At 68.8% G+C, this 16,578-nt stretch carries 10 protein-coding genes; 2 read left to right on the forward strand and 8 right to left on the reverse strand.

The features are described 5' to 3' along the window. Positions 1 to 2: 2 nt before the first annotated feature. The 7 genes from ABQJ54_RS16620 to ABQJ54_RS16650 all read right to left on the reverse strand — a co-directional run bounded on the left by ABQJ54_RS16620 (position 3) and on the right by ABQJ54_RS16650 (position 11,198). Positions 3 to 2,825 (reverse strand): hypothetical protein, encoded by a 2,823-nt coding sequence (locus ABQJ54_RS16620; protein ID WP_367855441.1) that lies wholly within the window; start codon positions 2,823 to 2,825, stop codon positions 3 to 5. Positions 2,826 to 2,880: 55 nt separating this feature from the next. Beyond that, positions 2,881 to 4,266: a TIGR03013 family XrtA/PEP-CTERM system glycosyltransferase gene (locus tag ABQJ54_RS16625; RefSeq protein WP_367855442.1), complete on the reverse strand. Its 1,386-nt coding sequence runs from the start codon at positions 4,264 to 4,266 to the stop codon at positions 2,881 to 2,883. Between the two features lie 438 nt (positions 4,267 to 4,704). Then, complete coding sequence (locus ABQJ54_RS16630; protein ID WP_367855443.1) at positions 4,705 to 5,757, reverse strand: SDR family oxidoreductase; 1,053 nt, start codon at positions 5,755 to 5,757, stop codon at positions 4,705 to 4,707. Beyond that, positions 5,757 to 7,034, reverse strand: a complete 1,278-nt coding sequence (gene tviB / locus ABQJ54_RS16635; protein WP_367852543.1) for a Vi polysaccharide biosynthesis UDP-N-acetylglucosamine C-6 dehydrogenase TviB — start codon at positions 7,032 to 7,034, stop codon at positions 5,757 to 5,759. Before tviB ends, ABQJ54_RS16630 begins: the two co-directional genes overlap by 1 nt. A gap of 261 nt (positions 7,035 to 7,295) precedes the next feature. Continuing rightward, a complete protein-coding gene (thrC, locus tag ABQJ54_RS16640) occupies positions 7,296 to 8,630 on the reverse strand; it encodes a threonine synthase (RefSeq protein WP_367855444.1) in 1,335 nt (444 codons plus the stop codon). Between the two features lie 430 nt (positions 8,631 to 9,060). After that, entirely contained in the window at positions 9,061 to 10,017 is a 957-nt protein-coding gene (locus tag ABQJ54_RS16645) for a homoserine kinase (protein ID WP_367855445.1), read from the reverse strand. Positions 10,018 to 10,046: 29 nt separating this feature from the next. Then, on the reverse strand, positions 10,047 to 11,198 hold the full coding sequence (locus ABQJ54_RS16650; protein ID WP_367855446.1) for a homoserine dehydrogenase family protein: 1,152 nt from the start codon (positions 11,196 to 11,198) through the stop codon (positions 10,047 to 10,049). A 378-nt stretch (positions 11,199 to 11,576) separates the two neighbouring features. On the opposite strand from ABQJ54_RS16650, the gene ABQJ54_RS16655 reads away from it, so the two are divergent. Continuing rightward, positions 11,577 to 12,014: a pyrimidine dimer DNA glycosylase/endonuclease V gene (locus tag ABQJ54_RS16655; RefSeq protein WP_367855447.1), complete on the forward strand. Its 438-nt coding sequence runs from the start codon at positions 11,577 to 11,579 to the stop codon at positions 12,012 to 12,014. 6 nt (positions 12,015 to 12,020) lie between these two features. Here the strand turns inward: ABQJ54_RS16655 and ABQJ54_RS16660 are convergent, their stop codons facing one another. Next, positions 12,021 to 14,015 carry a bifunctional 2',3'-cyclic-nucleotide 2'-phosphodiesterase/3'-nucleotidase gene (locus tag ABQJ54_RS16660; RefSeq protein WP_367855448.1) on the reverse strand — a complete coding sequence of 665 codons (1,995 nt, stop codon included), beginning with the start codon at positions 14,013 to 14,015 and terminating at the stop codon, positions 12,021 to 12,023. A gap of 200 nt (positions 14,016 to 14,215) precedes the next feature. Here ABQJ54_RS16660 and ABQJ54_RS16665 point away from each other — a divergent pair, with 200 nt between their 5' ends. Next, on the forward strand, positions 14,216 to 16,444 hold the full coding sequence (locus tag ABQJ54_RS16665) for an NADP-dependent isocitrate dehydrogenase (RefSeq protein WP_367855449.1): 2,229 nt from the start codon (positions 14,216 to 14,218) through the stop codon (positions 16,442 to 16,444). Positions 16,445 to 16,578 lie beyond the last annotated feature (134 nt).

Below are 16,578 nucleotides of genomic sequence, written 5' to 3' on the forward strand. Positions count from 1 at the left end.
GCTCATCCCTTGTATGGCTTGGGATAGCCGGGTACCGGCAGGGCGGACACCGGCGGTGGATACTGCGTGGCCTGCTGCACGCTGTTGCCGTTCACGGTGAAGTCGAGTACGCCCCGTGCGCTGCTCATGATGGTGCCGCCGGCGGCCACCGTGATGCTCTTCTGGCTGCCGCTGGTCGCGACGGTCACGGCGTAGCCGGCCGAGGGGGCCAGATCGGTGATCACGTGGTGCGCGGCGAGGTTGTCGACGGTGTAGCCGATCGTGCCGGTCAGCGGTGTTCCGGCCGCGCCCGTGCTGCTGATCACCACGGCATTGCCGTCTGCCGCCGCCAGTTGTACGCCGAGGATGCTTCCCCGGGTGACGGTTACCGGCTTGGCGCTGGCCACCGCGGATGGCGCGGCGGACAGGTCGAACACCGTCAGCCATTGCTGGCTGGCACCCGCGACCGGCGAGCGGACCTGCACCTGCCAGGCCTTGGTCGGGTTGCTGGAGGGGTACAGCGCCGTGGTGGAAAACGTGGTGTTCTGCGGCAGCACGGCGGTCATCGCGCCGGCATAGGTGCCGCTGTAGGTGACATCCAGGCGCTTGCCGCCGGCGGCGGTCGTGCTGATGGCCGGGCTGGCCGGGAAGTGCCAGGCCAGGTACTGGTCGTAGCTGGCGCTGCCGGCCGTGGTGCGGTCGTAGACCACGAAGCGGTTCGGACGCAGGTACACCACCTCGCGCGACCAGTTCACCACGGCCTTGCCGGCGGCGAAGCTGCGGTACATGTCCTGCAGGCCCGTCGCCAGCACATAGACGTAGTTGCCGCCGTCCTCGAACGCGGCCACCTTGGTGCTGGCCTGGTTGTCCTCGCTGGTGCTGGCGAACTGGCCGAACTGCTCGACCAGCGAGCCGTTGTTCATGTTGCGCACGTAGAAGACGTTCTCTTCCTGGCGGTTGCCCGAGTAGATGTTGCTGCTGCTGAAACTGCCGAAGTTGTCGGTGTAGATCAGGTTCTCGTCCGCGGTGCCGTTGGGGTCGTGCACCATCCAGCCGCTGGCGTTGAGCAGCAGCGGCGTGCCGCCGCGGACCAGGGCCAGGCTGCCCTGGTCGAAGAACTCCTCGCCCTGCGCCGGATTGTTGGCGTACGGCGCGGCACGGAAGGACATCCAGCTGGCGCTGGTGCCCCAGTCCGAACGTGCGGCGACCGCGCCCAGCCCCGGCGCGAAGTAGGACAGCGGCAACCCGCTTACGGGCGCCACCGCGCCCGCCGGATCCAGCGCCAGGAATTGCAGCCACGGATCCGCCGTGCCGTAGCCGCTGGTGGCGGCGTTCACCTCGGCCAGGTACTGCCGCAGGATCGCGGTGTGCGGCGAGCCCCAATAGTCGAGGGCGCCGACCAGTTGCTGGAACAGCCCCACCTGCGTCGTTCCCGGCGGCTGGCTGGTGGAAGCGGAATGATTGGTGTCGCGGTCGTCGAAGTAGGCGCGCGAGGGCCAGGTGAAGTGCATCGTGTATTCGGCGCTGTCCAGCGGGTAGCTGTAGGGCGCGGCGGCATGCACCAGGTCCTGGCCGGTGGCCGTCTTGACCTCGCGCAGGGGCAGGGTCATGTTGAGCACGCCCAGCGGAGCGTAGTTGGCGTAGCCCTCCGGCCAGCCGCCGCCCAGCAGATGCAGCTGGTAGTAGGGCTGCACGCGCTTGGCGAACTGGTTGTTCAGCCAGTCGTCCCATTCCGCCGGCGCCGAGGGGTTCTCGTCGTAGGTGGCCAGCGCGATGGCCGCCTTGGCGTGGAAGTAGCCTGCGTAGTAGTTGCTCTGCGGGTGCGCGTACTCGAAATCGGCGCAGCCATTGGGCGCCTCCCAGGCGGTGATCCAGGCGTTCGCGGTGGTGTAGACCTGCGTGCGCTGGGCCGGCGTCAGCAGGTCGTACACCCAGTCATAGCCCATGCCCATGCCCACGCCGTAGAAACGGATGCCGTAACCGCTGTCGGTGCAGGGCGGCTGTCCCTGGCTGCCGGAGGTCGACATCTTGAGCAGGATGTCCACCGCCTTGGCGCCATAGGTGGCGGCTGCCGAGGCATTGCTGGTCTTGAGCACCTGGTAGCACATGCCTTCGGCCAGCAGCGCGGGCACGTAGTCGCTGCCCTGGTAGCCCTGGCCGATGTTGGGCAGGTTCGGATAGGCATTGCCCGTGGGGTATTCCACCGTGCCGCCGATGTAGGAATCGCACTGCGCCTTGAGTGCCGTCCATTGCGGGTTGGAGCCGGTGGCGCGCTGGCGCAGCGTGGCGAGTGTGCTGCTGTCCAGCAGCAGCCGCGGATGCGGCGCCATGGTCGTGGCCGGCGCCTGCACCGGGAGGGCGGCCGGTACCAGGGCGGCCGCATTGTCCGGGCGCGTCTTGGCATCCACCAGGGCCAGGACGCGCGAAGGCTTGCACGGGCTGGATTCCCGGATGCCGGGGTCGCACGGCATGTCCTGATAGGTCCAGGCCAGGCTCTCCGACGAAAGCTGCTCGGGCGCCTCGATGTTCGCCATGGTCTGCGCCGCCGGGGCGGCTGCTGCCGGCTGCGTGCGGGCCAACGTGGCTGGTGGAACCGTGGTGGACGGAGGGAAGTCCGCGTCCTGGGCCACGGCGGATGTCGTCGTGGCCGTCTGATCGTCCGGCGCCGGTACGGTCTGCACGTCGCGGTTCCGCACGATGGCCTGTGCCATCACCACGGCCGCCAGCAGTACCGCCATTGCCGCCAGCATGGCCCGCCAGCGCCAGTGCCGGCGGGGTGTGCCGGCCGGTTCCCACCCGTGCGGGGCGGATGTTCCCGGGTGACCCTGCAAGCTTCGACTCGGCATGGCGAATCCTTGGATCATCTGGGCCCGTCAAGCCTGTCCTGGCGGGCGCTGCCAGTCAGCGTGCGCCTCGACCGAACAACACCACTTCGACCGTCTGGATCAGGATCAGCAGGTCGAACAGCAGGTTGTTGTTCTTGACGTAGTAGAGGTCGTACTTGAGTTTCTCGGCGGCATCGTCCTCGGACGCACCATACGGATAGCGCAGCTGTGCCCATCCGGCCAGGCCGGGTTTGAGGCAGTGGCGCAGGTTGTAGTAGTGGATCTTCTGCGTCAGGTCGGCAACGAACTGGGGGCGCTCGGGGCGCGGGCCGATGAAGCTCATCTCGCCCTTGAGCACGTTCCACAGCTGAGGCAGCTCGTCGAGCCGCACCTTGCGGATGAAGCGGCCGACGCGGGTCACGCGGTCGTCGTCCTTGGCCGCCCAGCGCGCCACGCCGTCGCGCTCGGCGTCCGTGCGCATGCTGCGGAACTTGACCAGCCAGAAGGTCTTGCCGCGCACGCCCACGCGTTCCTGGCGGTACAGGATGGGCTGGCCCGAACCCGATTCGATGCGGATGGCCAGCGCCGTCAGCAGCATCATCGGCCAGGTCAGCGCCAGCACCAGCAGCGCCGCGGCCAGGTCGAAGCAGCGCTTGCTGAGCCGGCGCAGCGGGGAGGCGTAGAAGCCGCCGGAGTAGACCAGCCAGGAGGGGTAGGTCAGCGACAGCTGCACGCGCCCGGATTCGCGTTCGAAGAAGGTGGTGAGATCGGTCACCTCGATGCCCAGCTGCCGGCATTCGAGCAACTCGTCCATCATCAGGCTGCCGCGACGGTCGTCGACGCCCACCACGATCTCATCGATGGCATGCCGTTCGGCCCAGACATCCAGGGGGACATCGGGAGTGACCAGCAGTTCGGCGGGCACGTTGACGGCTTCACCGGGGCGGGGTACGAAACCGACCACGACGAAGCCGCGCCGGTCGGAGCGGCGGCGCATGCGATTATGGATCTGCGACGCGCGCGCGCCGCCGCCGAGGATCAGGATGCGCCGCTTGAAGACCTCCACCTCGACCAGCCGCAGGAACGCCGCGCGGAACGCGGTGACCGCCACGAAGCCGACCGCCAGCGCGATGCCCAGCACGCCGCGGCCCATGTAGGCCTTCGGCAACACGTAGTAGGCCACCACCAGGCCCAGGCCGCCGAGCATGAAGCCGACGGCCTGTCGCGCCAGCAGGCCGAACCAGGTGACGCGCATGTGCACCTGGTACTGGCCCATGGCCGCCAGGCCGAGCATCAGCATCACGCCGAACAGCAACGAGCGTTCGGGCAGATGGTGCAGCTCGTTGACGTCGCCGAAACGCAGCCAGGTGGCGGCGTTCAGGGACGCACAAAGCAGCAGCAACTCGGCCAGCGCAAGCACGAGCAGCCAGCGCGTGGACTGTCTATGCAGAAACCGCATCATTCCCTCTACCCCCTACCTGGCATCCGGTGCCTGTGGACTTGGGAGAGTAGCAATGCGGCGAACCGCTGTCCATATCATTTGTTCGTGCGGCACGCAATGCTTTATATGTCTAGTTCATCACATTATTGGTATTTTCTGCCGATGGCGGGCTCCGGCAGTGGAATATGGGATTGCGTCGGCTCCAAGCCGCCCCGGGTCGCTTCAGGGGAGGGGTGACGGCAGTCACGGGAGAGCGGGCAAGGTCGTTGCACGGCCGCTTGCGGTGCGCATGGCAAGGGCGCCGGATTTCCCGGCGTGATGCACGGCGGCACCGGCTGTGGCATGTGACCACGGCTGGTGCCGGTGCGGTGACCGTTGCTGCGGAAGCGCCCGATCCGGCCATGCCGGTTGGGCTGAGCCGGCCGGAAGCCTTGGCTCACCCCCGCGAAAGGGGGCAATTCAAGCCGCTGTCTGCTGAGCGATGAACCCCAGGTACCACGGCATCGCTTCGCCCAGGCCGGGAACCAGGGCATGGGTAGGCGCGTAACCCAGGCGCGTGGCGGCACGGCTGATATCGGCCAGCGAATGGCGCACGTCGCCGGCGCGGAATTCGCGGTGGATCGGAGGGTGGTCGTAACGCACGCTCTCGGCCGCGAGTTGTTGCACCAGCCCCTCGAACAGCTGGTTGAGGCTGGTGCGCTGCCCCACCGCCACGTTGTAGACGAGATCGCGGTGTTCGTCCGCCGCCAATGCCGCGAGCAGGTTGGCCTGCACCGCGTTGGCGACGTGGCAGAAGTCGCGCGTGGTCTCGCCGTCGCCGTTGATGTACACGCTCTCGCCGCGGATCATGGTGGCGATCCACTGCGGGATCACCGCGGCATAGGCGCCTTCCGGGTCCTGCCGGCGGCCGAACACGTTGAAGTAGCGCAGGCCGATCGACTTGAAGCCGTAGCAGCGCGCGAACACCTCGGCGTAGATCTCGTCGAGCAGCTTGGTCACGGCGTAAGGCGACAGCGCGCGGCCGATCCGGTCCTCGACCTTGGGCAGGCTGGGTTCGTCGCCGTAGGTGGAACTGGAAGCGGCGTAGGTGAAGCTGGCCACGCCGGCGTCGCGCGCGGCCACCAGCATGTTGATGAAGCCGGTGGCGTTGGCGGCGTGGGTGGCCAGCGGGTCCTCGATCGAGCGCGGCACCGAACCCAGTGCGGCCTGGTGCAGCACGTGGCGCACGCCGGCGCAGGCGGCACGGCAGTCCGCGATTTCGCGGATGTCGCCTTCGATGAAGCGGAAGCGCGACCACGCCGCGGGTCCGACCAGCCGTTCCACCTCGTCGAGGTTGTGCCGGTGGCCGGTGGCGAAGTTGTCCAGGCCCACCACGTTCTGGCCCAGGCCCAGCAGGGCCTCGACCAGGTTGGAGCCGATGAAGCCGGCGGCGCCGGTCACCAGCCAGGTGCCCGACTCGGCGCGCACGCGTGCCTGCAGATCAGGCGGCAGCAGGGTGTCGAGTGTCGCCATCACAGTCTCCCGTCCACCGCATCGCGCGGCAGCACATACTTGACGTCGTAGATCACGGACGACGGCTTGCCGTAGGCGCGCACGCCCGCGGCGCCCAGCGCCACGAACTGCCGATGGCCCACCGCCACGATCACCGCATCGTAGGCGCCCGTTGGCGGCTCGGCCAGCGGCGTGAGGCCGTATTCGTGCGCGGCCTCGGCGGGGTTCACCCAGGGATCGTGCACGTCCACCGTGGCGTTGTAGCCGCGCAGCGCCTGCACGATGTCGACCACGCGCGTGTTGCGCAGGTCCGGGCAGTTCTCCTTGAACGCCAGGCCCAGCAACAGCACGCGCGCGTGCACCGGGTTGATACCCTTGCGCACCATCAGCCGGATCACCTCGCCGGCGATGTACGGACCCATGCCGTCGTTGGTGCGCCGGCCGGCCAGGATCACGTCCGGGTGGTGCCCCACCTCCTGCGCCTTGTGGGTGAGGTAGTAGGGGTCGACGCTGATGCAGTGGCCGCCGACCAGGCCGGGGCGGAACGGCAGGAAGTTCCACTTGGTGCCGGCCGCCTGCAGCACTTCCAGCGTGTCGATGCCGAGCTTGTTGAACAGGATCGCGAGATCGTTGACCAGGGCGATGTTGAGATCGCGCTGGGTGTTCTCGATCACCTTGGCCGCCTCGGCCACCTTGATGCAGCTGGCCCGGTGCGTGCCGGCGGTGATGATCGAGCCGTACAGGCGATTGACGAACTCCGCCACTTCCGGCGTAGAGCCGGAGGTGACCTTGAGGATGCCGGTGACGCGGTGCTGCTTGTCGCCCGGGTTGATCCGCTCGGGGCTATAGCCGGCGAAGAAGTCCCGGTTGAAGACCAGCCCGGAGCCCTCGGCGAGGATCGGCACGCACACTTCCTCGGTGCAGCCGGGGTAGACGGTGGACTCGTACACCACGATGTCGCCCGGCTTCAGCACCTGGGCCAGGGTCTGGCTGGCCTTGACCAGCGGCGTCAGGTCGGGCCGCTTGGCCTGGTCGATCGGCGTGGGCACGGTGACGATGTAGACGTTGCACGCGCGCAAGTCGTCGAGTGCGGCCGAGCAACGCAGGCGCGCGGCGGCAGCCAATTCGGCGGCATCCACTTCCAGCGTCTGGTCGTGGCCGGCGCGCAGCTCGTCGATGCGAGCCTGGTTGATGTCGAAGCCGAGCGTGTCGTAATGCTTGCCGAACTCCACCGCCAGCGGCAGGCCGACGTAGCCCAGGCCGATGATGGCGATCTTGCTGTCTTCCAGATTCCGCATGCGGCGTCCTTGGTCTGCTGGCCAACGTGCGGCCGCCCTGATGGTGGCCGTGACGGGAGGCGGTGACGTGCGCGACCGCGGGCGAAGCCGCATGCCGCAACGCGGGATCATGCACGCCGATGCCTGCCGCCGGCGCAGCCGGCACCTCCTCGACCCATCGTAATGTCTGCGCGGCCCCTCCGCATAGCAGTGAGGCGACGCCAGTCATCTGCGAGCCGGATACATGGCGCCGCCGTGATGGCGACGCGGTCATGGCCGGTTTCAGGCATGCGCCAGTTCGTGCAGCCAGCGCTTCAGCGCTTCGTCGGTCGCCGCCATCGGCTCGGCACTGGCCGGGCGTTGCAGCATCGCCGCCAGCGCCGACGGCACCGGAAGCGCCCGGCCGACGAGCGGTTCCACCACCTGCTCGAACTTCGCCGGGTGCGCGGTGGCCACCACGGCCCAGGGGCGCGTGTCGCCCTGTCCGCGCAGGCGGTCGAGCAGATGCACGGCGGTGGCGGTGTGCGGGCAAAATACTTCGCCGTGCCCGCGTGCATGCGCGGCAATGGTGTGGCGGATCGTGGCGTCGTCCACGCTTTCCGCATGCAGCGTCCTGCGCAGCGCCGCGTCATCGTTGCCGAAGGTCCAGCGCAGGCGCTCGAAGTTGCTGGGCGCGCCCACGTCCATCGCGTTGGCCAGCGTGGCGACGGCCTCGCGCGGCGCGTAGCCGTGGCCGGCGAAGAATTCCGGCAGGGTGGCATTGGCGTTGCAGGCCAGTCGGACCTCGCCCACCGGCAGGCCCATGGCGCGCACCCACAGGCAGGCCAGCGCGTTGCCGAGATTGCCGGTGGGCACGATGAAGTCGAGCGGCACGCCATGCTCGCGCCACCAGCCCAACGCGGTGTGCGCGTAGTAGCTCATCTGCGGCAGCAGGCGCCCCAGGCTGATGCTATTGGCGGAACTGAGCGGCACGGCACGCTGCAATTCGGCATCGTTGAGCGCAGCCTTCACCATGCGCTGGCAGTCGTCGAAGCGGCCGGCCACGCGCAGCGCCTGCACGTTGTCGCCGAAGCAACCGAGCTGGTGCGCCTGCCGCGGCGAGACCAGCCCGTCCGGATACAGGATCACGACACGCACCTTTGAATCCGGCACGTTCGGCTGCCTGTGGAAGGCCGCACCCACCGCCGCACCGGTGTCGCCCGAGGTGGCGACGAGAATGGTGAGCTGTTGCTCGTCCGCACGCGGCAAGCGGCGCAGGCAGGCAGCGAGGAAGCGCGCACCCGCATCCTTGAACGCCGCCGTGGGACCGTGGAACAGCTCCAGCACCTGTGCATCGCGATACGGCAACGCGCGCAGCGGCACCGGAAAATCCAGCGCCTCGGCGCAGACCGCGGGCAACCCGGCGGCCAGCGGATCGCCCGCGAAGAACGGCGCAAGCAAGGTGGCGGCAGTATCGGCCAGCGAGCCACGCGGATCGAAATCCGCCGGCGCCAGCACCGGCAATCGCTCCGGCACGTACAGGCCGCCGTCCGGCGCCAGCCCCGCGGCGATCGCTTCGCCCAGCGTGGCGGCAGGAGCACGACCGCGCGTGCTGAGATAGCGCAACGAGTCACTCATTGATCGCTCCCTGCCGACGCAGGAGCGCACCGTGTGCGCGATGGCCTGCCTCCCTCGGTCCCCAGATACGCCGCGAAGCGGCCGCACCGCGCATCGTGCAGGCGGCAACCGCTCCCAATTCCCCGGCATGGCTTGCCTGTAATTCCGGCGGATTGAACCAGGCCATTTCTCTGGGTCAACTCTCTTGACTCCGGGCCTCCTGCCCTCCGCCCTACGGGCCGGTTGCGCCGTTCGCTTCCGCTCCTGCGGTGGCGTGGACCAGCAAGGTAACCCGGGCGCAGGCAGGCGACCGAAACCGATTCGTCGTTTGCGAGAGCGCACAAGCCAAAGCCTCTCCCCCCCAATCCCTCTCCTCGCTCCTCAAAGCCGGCGCCATCCATGGCGCCTCCCCGCGTGCCTGCAGGCGGGAGAGGGGAGTGGTGCGCGCTGCTCATGCCTGCACCTCGTCATCCACCAGCCCGGCTGCCGGCCCATCGATCGGCGCGACAAACATGTCGCTGTCCAGCCCGGCTTCCGCGAATGCCGCCCGCATCGCGATGGCGGCGGCTTCCGCCCCGGCGCGATGCTCGAACCACCCGAACACGCTGGGGCCGCCCCCGGAAATACTGGCCCCCAGCGCGCCATGATCGAGCGCGGCCTGCTTCACGCGACCGAAATTCGGCACCAGTGGCGCACGCCGCGGCTCTACCAACACATCCTTCAAGCCATCGCGCACCAGCGCGGCGTCACCGCGGAAACAGCCGGCCAGCAGCAGCGACAGATTGGCGCTCTGCGCCACGAATTCGCCCAGCGCGTAATCCCCGGCCAAGGCGGCGCGCGAGGCGCGCGTCTCCAGCACGAAATGCGGATGCACCAGCGCGCAGTGCCAGTCGGCGGGCACCGGGATGCGCAGCAAGCGGTCGTGCGTGGCCAGCGCCAGGCCGCCGAGCAGCTGCGGGCCCACGTTGTCGCCGTGGCGACCGCCGCTGGCCACCGCCTCGCCGTCCATCGCGAAGCCGTACAGCGCCTCGCGCGGCAGCGGTTGTTCCAGCAGCGCGTTCGCCGCCACCAGCGCGGCCACGCAGGAGGCCGCCGAGCCGGCCATGCCCGAGCCCAGCGCGATGCCCTTGTACAGGGTGAGTTCGAAGCCGTGCTGCACGCCCAGCGCCTTGCGCAGCGCGAGCAGGGCGGCGCCGGCGGTGTTGGCGCCCGCATCGGTGGGCAGCGTGGTCACGCAGCCGTGGATCGCCGCGATGCGCACGGTGGGTTCGTCGATGCGGCGCACCTCGGCGCGGTCGCCGGCGCCGGCCATGCTGTGGCCGAGGATGTCGAAACCCACGCCGACGTTGCCCACGCAGGCGGGAGCGAAGGCAGTGGCGTGGTCGAGGCGTGGCGATCGTGCGCGCATGGGTTCCTGCAACGGAGCGAGTAGGACGTTCATGCCTGCACCCCCAGCGACTCGGCGATGCGCAGCAGGTCGGCGAACACGCCGGCCGCGGTGACTTCCGGCCCCGCGCCGGGGCCTTGCACCTGCAGCGGATTATCGCAGTAGCGGCGGGTGGTGAACTGCACCACGTTGTCGGTGAGCCGGCTGTGTGCGAAGGCATGCGTGGCCGGCAGTACCGCCAGTTTCACGCTGGCGCGGCCGTGGCGGTCGAGGCTGGCGACGTGGCGCAGCACGCCGCCTTCGGCGCGCGCGGCCGCCAGTTTCGCGGCCAGCGGCGCGTCGAGTTCGTCGAGGCGCTGCATGAACTCCCCGGGCGGCAGCGCGGCCAGCGTGGGCGGTACCAGGCTCTCCACCGCCACCTGTTCCAGCGACAGCGGCCAGCCGGCCTCGCGGGCGAGGATCACCAGCTTGCGCGCCACGTCGAGGCCGGACAGGTCCTCGCGCGGATCGGGTTCGGTGTAGCCCAGCGCATGCGCCTCGCGCAGCAGCGCGGAGAACGGCTGGCTGCCGTCGTGGCGGTTGCACAACCAGGCCAGCGTGCCGGAGAACATGCCGTCCACGGCCAGCAGTTCGTCGCCGGTGTCGAGCAGGTCGCGCAGGGTCTGCACCACCGGCAGGCCTGCGCAGACGGTGGCCTCGTAGCGGAAGCGCGCGCCGCCCGCGCAGGCGGCGCGGATCGCCCGCCAGCGTTCCAGCGGGCCGCTGCCGGCCAGCTTGTTCGGCGTCACCACGTGCAGGCCGGCGGCCAGCCAGCGCGGATAGTGCGCGGCTACCGTGTCGCTGGCGCTGCAGTCGATCAGCAGCGCGTGGCGGTCGTCGTTGCCGCGCACGTGTGCGGCGAACGCGTCCAGATCGTTCGGCCGCCAGGTCTGCGCGCCGGCGTGGCGGCCGTTGAGTTCGGCGTCGTCGCAGTCCAGCCACATGCGCCTGCTGGCCACCACGCCGCAGAGTTTCAGCTCCAGCGCATGGTCGCGCGCCAGTCGCGGCTGCGCGGTGCGCAGCTGTTCCAGCAGCGCGCTGCCGACCCGGCCGGGACCGATCACGCCGACCGCCAGCGTGCGTCGGCCGGTGGTGCCGGCACGCGGCATCGCCAGCGGTGGCAACGGATGGTGGGGGACTTGCTCGATTGCACAGGTGATCACGACGGCCTCTCCGTTGGAGGCCCGTCCTGTCTGGCGTGTCGGTGTGTGCCGGCCCGCCTCGTCGAGGGCGGGCCGTTGCGTGGGAAAACTCAGCTACGCACGACGCTCCGCCCGGACCGGGTACCGGTGGTAATCGTGGTGGTAATGATGCTGGCGATGTCGCCCGCGCACAACGGCATGCGGCCGGCGTAAGCCGGGGCGAAGTGCATGCGGGCGAGGGCGGAAAGCGGCGACATGGTGCCGACACTAGAGCCGATGTTGCACTGCAGTCAACAGATGCATCTGCAACTGTTTCGCCGTTGCCGCCGCGCTGTGCGATCCACGGCCGTGGCATCCTGCGCGGTCATCGGCCCGGTTTCCGGGTGGCGGAAACCTGTCATGCGCCTGTGGTCGCTGCATCCTCGTTACCTGGACGCCAAAGGCCTGGTGGCTCTGTGGCGCGAGGCCTTGCTGGCGCGTGCGGTGCTGCGCGGAGGCACGCGCGGTTATCGCCGCCATCCCCAGCTCGACCGCTTTCGCGAGCATCCCGCGCCGCGGCAGGCGATCAATGCCTACCTCGCCGCGGTGCATGCCGAGGCCCTGGCGCGTGGCTACCATTTCGACCGCAGCCGCTTCGGGCCGGTACGCGGCGAGGTGGCACTGTTGCCGTTGAACGAAGCTCAGCTCGAGCTCGAGTGGCGGCACCTGCTGGCCAAGCTCGCGGCGCGTGCCCCGACCTTGCATGCACGCTGGCATGGGCTGCTTCGCCCGGACTGCCATCCGTTGTTCCGCCGGCAGCCGGGACCGGCGGCGGCGTGGGAGCGCGCCACCGGTTAGGGCGTATCAATGCGACAGGTCGATCGCGTAGGTCGCCGTGCCGTCGCCGTGGTCCTTCAGCTCGCGGATGTGGTCGACGCCGTCGGCCTGGGCGATGCCGGCCTTGCCGCTGGCGCTGGTGAACACCACCGGGCCGGTGGTCTTCAATTTCGCGAAGCGCCAGGAGCGGGCGGGCAGGTCGCGTGCGGTGATTTCGCGGTGCTGCTGCAGCCAGCGCGCCACGATCTCGCGCGTGCCGTCGGGCGCGGCCAGCACGATGCTGCTGCCGTCCAGCCCCGGGAAGTGGCCGCCGCCGCTGGCGCGGTAATTGTTGGTCACCACGATGAAGGGCTGGTCGGGCGTCACCGGCTTGCCGTCGAAGGTCAGCGACACGATGCGTTGGCCCGCCGGTTTCGACACGTCGATGACGTAGTGAATGCCGCCTTGCAGCTGATCGAAGTTGAAACCGGGAAAGCGGGTGTTGACCAACTGCTGCATGCCGGTCCGAGCAGGATCGATGCGATTGAAGCGTCTGGCGGATTCTTCCAGCCACGCCTTCACTCCGGCGCCATCGCTCTTCACCGCCGCGAGTGTGTTCGGATAGAAGTACAGGTCGGCCGCGCTGCGCAGGGTGAGTGGGCCGGGCGCCACGTCGGTGTAGTCGTCCGGGCCGCCGAAGCCGGTGCGGAACGCGGCGGCGGCGGAAAGCACCGGTATGTTCGCCAGCTCCGGGTGCAGGCGCGGCAGTTCGGCACGCACGTAGTCGCGCTGCGCGGCGTTGACCACGGCCAGCGCCGTCATGTCGCCCTCGTCGGCGAAATAGCTGGAAAGCCGCACGTCGCTGCGCCCGATCGGCGTGTTCACGTAGGCCACCGCGGCTTCTTGCACCTTCGCCACCAGCGGCGCGATGGCGGGATCGGGCGCCACGCAGCTGGCGGCGTCGCCGGGCTTGCTGCAGATCGGCCGCACCTCGCTGTGCGTGCGGCTCTTGTCGACGGTCCAGCGGCCGTCCTGGCGCTCCAGCGCCAGCTCGATCACGCCCAGGTCCTTGCCGAAGAAGCCGCCCATCACCGCGGGCACGCCGCGCACGAAACCGCGCACGTCGTCCACGTCCTGCATGTGCGCGAAGCGCGGGCCGGGGAATTCGGTGTGCGAGTGGCCGAGCAGCAGCGCGTCGATGCCGGGCACGCCGGCGAGATACCAGCCGGCGTTCTCCATCGCGGGCGTGTACGGCGCGGTGTCGAGGCCGCCGTGCACCAGCGCCACCACCAGGTCCGGATGCTGCGCCTCGATCTGCGGCAGGTACTTCTTCGCTGCCTCCACCACGCCGTCCGTCGTGACCTTGCCGGCGAGGTTCTGCTTGTCCCACTGCATGATCGGCGGCGGCGTGAAGCCGATGATCGCCACGCGCAGCGGCACATTCTCCGTCTTGCCGTCCGGCAGCTGCACCGCGATGGGTTTTGTGACGATGGTCCACGGCTTGAAGATCGGCTGACCGTCGCGCGTGCTGTCCACGTTCGCCAGCACCAGCGGGAAATGCGGGCCGGCGCAGCGCCGCTGCACGCCGCCGTCCACGTTCATCGGCGTGCCGGTGACCTGCGAGAGCCAGCCCAGCCCGTAGTTGAACTCGTGGTTGCCTGCCGTGCCGCCGTCGTAGCCCACCGCATCCATCGCGCGGTAGATCGCCAGTTCCTGGTCGCAGGCCATCTTCTGCACCTGCGCCTGCCAGTCGGCCAGCACCGTGCCCTGGATGGTGTCGCCGCTGTCGAACAGGAAGTGGTTCGGGAACTGCCTGCGCGCTTCGTTGATCAGCGTGGCGGTGCGTTCGAAGCCCAGCGTGGGGTCGGCCTTTTGCTTGTAGTAGTCGTAGCCGAGGATGTTGGAGTGGATGTCGGTGGTTTCCAGGATCGCCACCGTGGCGTGCGTGCCATCGGGTAGGACGGGTGCATGCACGGGTTCATGGGCGCAGCCGGCGAGCAGGGCGGTGGCGAGCAGGGCGAGGGTGGTGCGGCGAGGGAACATGGCGAGATCGAATAAGCACATGGAATCGGCAAACTAGCAGATAGGCATGACAGCCGGCGGGCCGTATTGCATCGCGGCCGGCGCCACAGCGGCGCGATCCGCCCCGGTATGGCAGTGCTTTGCCGCCCGCGCACGAAACCGCGACAATGGCACGCTGGCTTCGCGCCATCCCCCATCGCCGTCAGAGAGTCCCGCCGACCATGTCCGATACGCCGAAGATCATCTACACGCTCACCGACGAGGCGCCGTTCCTCGCCACGGCCTCGCTGCTGCCCATCGTGCAGGCGTTCGCCGCCACCGCGGGCATCGCGGTGGAGACGCGCGACATCTCGCTGGCCGGGCGCATCCTGGCGCAGTTCCCGGATCGCCTGCGGGATGGGCAGAAGATCGGCGACCACCTCGCCGAACTGGGCAAGCTCGCCACCACGCCGGATGCGAACATCATCAAGCTGCCGAACATCAGCGCCTCGGTGCCGCAGCTGAAGGCCGCGATCAAGGAGCTGCAGGCGCAGGGTTACGCGCTGCCGGATTACCCGGACGTGCCGCAGGACGACGCCGGGAAGGACGCCAAGGCGCGCTACGACAAGGTCAAGGGCAGCGCGGTGAACCCGGTGCTGCGCGAGGGCAATTCCGACCGCCGCGCGCCGCTCTCGGTGAAGAACTACGCGCGCAGGCACCCGCACAAGATGGGCGCGTGGAGCGCGGATTCGCAGACCCACGTGTCGCACATGGACGACGGCGATTTCTACGGCAGCGAGCAGTCCGTGGTGGTGGACGCGCCGACCATGGTCAAGATCGAGTGGTCCGGCAAGGACGGCTCCAGCAAGGTGCTGAAGGAGAAGGTGGCGCTGAAGGCCGGCGAGATCCTCGATGCGTCGGTGATGAGCCGCAAGGCGCTGGCCGGCTTCATCGACGCGCAGATCGCCGACGCCAAGGCCAGGGGCGTGCTGTTCTCGGTGCACCTCAAGGCCACCATGATGAAGGTGTCCGACCCGATCATGTTCGGCGTGGTGGTGGACGAGTTCTACAAGGACGTGATCGCCAAGCACGCAGAGGTGCTGAAGCAGGCGGGCTTCGATGCCAACAACGGCATCGGCGACCTGTACGCACGCCTCGGCAGCCTGCCGGCGGAAGCGCAGGCGGCGATCAAGGCCGACATCGCGGCCGAATACGCTAAGCGCCCGGCGCTGGCGATGGTGAATTCCGACAAGGGCATCACCAACCTGCACGTGCCCAGCGACGTGATCATCGATGCCTCGATGCCGGCGATGATCCGCGACTCCGGCAAGATGTGGAACGCCGAGGGCAAGCCGCAGGACTGCAAGGCGATCATCCCCGACCGCAGCTACGCGGGCGTGTACGCGGCCACCATCGAGGACTGCAAGGCGCACGGTGCGTTCGACCCGGCGAGCATGGGCAGCGTGCCCAACGTGGGCCTGATGGCGCAGGCCGCCGAGGAATACGGCTCGCACGACAAGACCTTCCAGATCCCCGCCGACGGCACGGTGAAGGTGATCGACGAAGCCGGCAAGGTGCTGCTGCAGCACGACGTGGAAGCCGGCGACATCTGGCGCGCCTGCCAGACCAAGGACGCGCCGGTGCAGGACTGGGTGAAGCTGGCGGTGAGCCGCGCACGCCTGTCGAACACCCCGGCGGTGTTCTGGCTGGATCCGCAGCGCGCGCACGACCGCGAGATCATCAAGAAGGTCGAGCGCTACCTGAAGGACCACGACACCAGCGGCCTCGACATCCGCGTCCTCGACCCGGTGGCGGCGACGAAGTTCTCGCTAGAGCGCATCCGCAAGGGCCAGGACACCATCTCGGTCACCGGCAACGTGCTGCGCGACTACCTCACCGACCTGTTCCCGATCATGGAGCTGGGCACCAGCGCCAAGATGCTCTCCATCGTGCCGCTGATGGCTGGTGGCGGCCTGTTCGAGACCGGCGCCGGCGGCTCCGCGCCCAAGCACGTGCAGCAGTTCCTGGAAGAGGACTATCTGCGCTGGGATTCGCTGGGCGAATTCCTGGCCCTGCAGGCCTCGCTGGAGTTCGTGGGCGACAAGACCGGCGATGCGCGCGTGAAGGTGCTGGCGGACACGCTGGACCAGGCCAACGGCAAGATCCTCGACAACAACAAATCGCCCGCACGCAAGGTGGGCGAGCTGGACAACCGCGGCAGCCATTTCTATCTCGCCCTGTACTGGGCGCAGGCGCTGGCCGCGCAGGACGACCACGCGGGGCTGAAGGCGAAGTTCGCGCCGCTGGCGAAGGCCCTCACCGGGAACGAAGCGAAGATCGTGGGCGAACTCAACGGTGCGCAGGGCAAGCCGGTGGACATCCAGGGCTACTATCACCCGAGCCTGGAACTCATCGGCAAGGCGATGCGTCCGAGCACGACCTTCAACGAGACGCTGGCGACGCTGCAGTAACCCGGCGCCACCATCGTCGCGACGCATGCGGGCGGTCGCCATGCCTCGCTGCGTTGTCGGCGTCATGCGGTCGCCATGTGCGTGCGGTTAGCCTGTGCCGTGCGCACCCGTCTTCATGGATGCGTGGATGTGGC

Origin of the sequence: Rhodanobacter lycopersici (genome assembly GCF_040812335.1) — a bacterium.
Classification (GTDB): Bacteria; Pseudomonadota; Gammaproteobacteria; order Xanthomonadales; family Rhodanobacteraceae; genus Rhodanobacter_A; species Rhodanobacter_A lycopersici.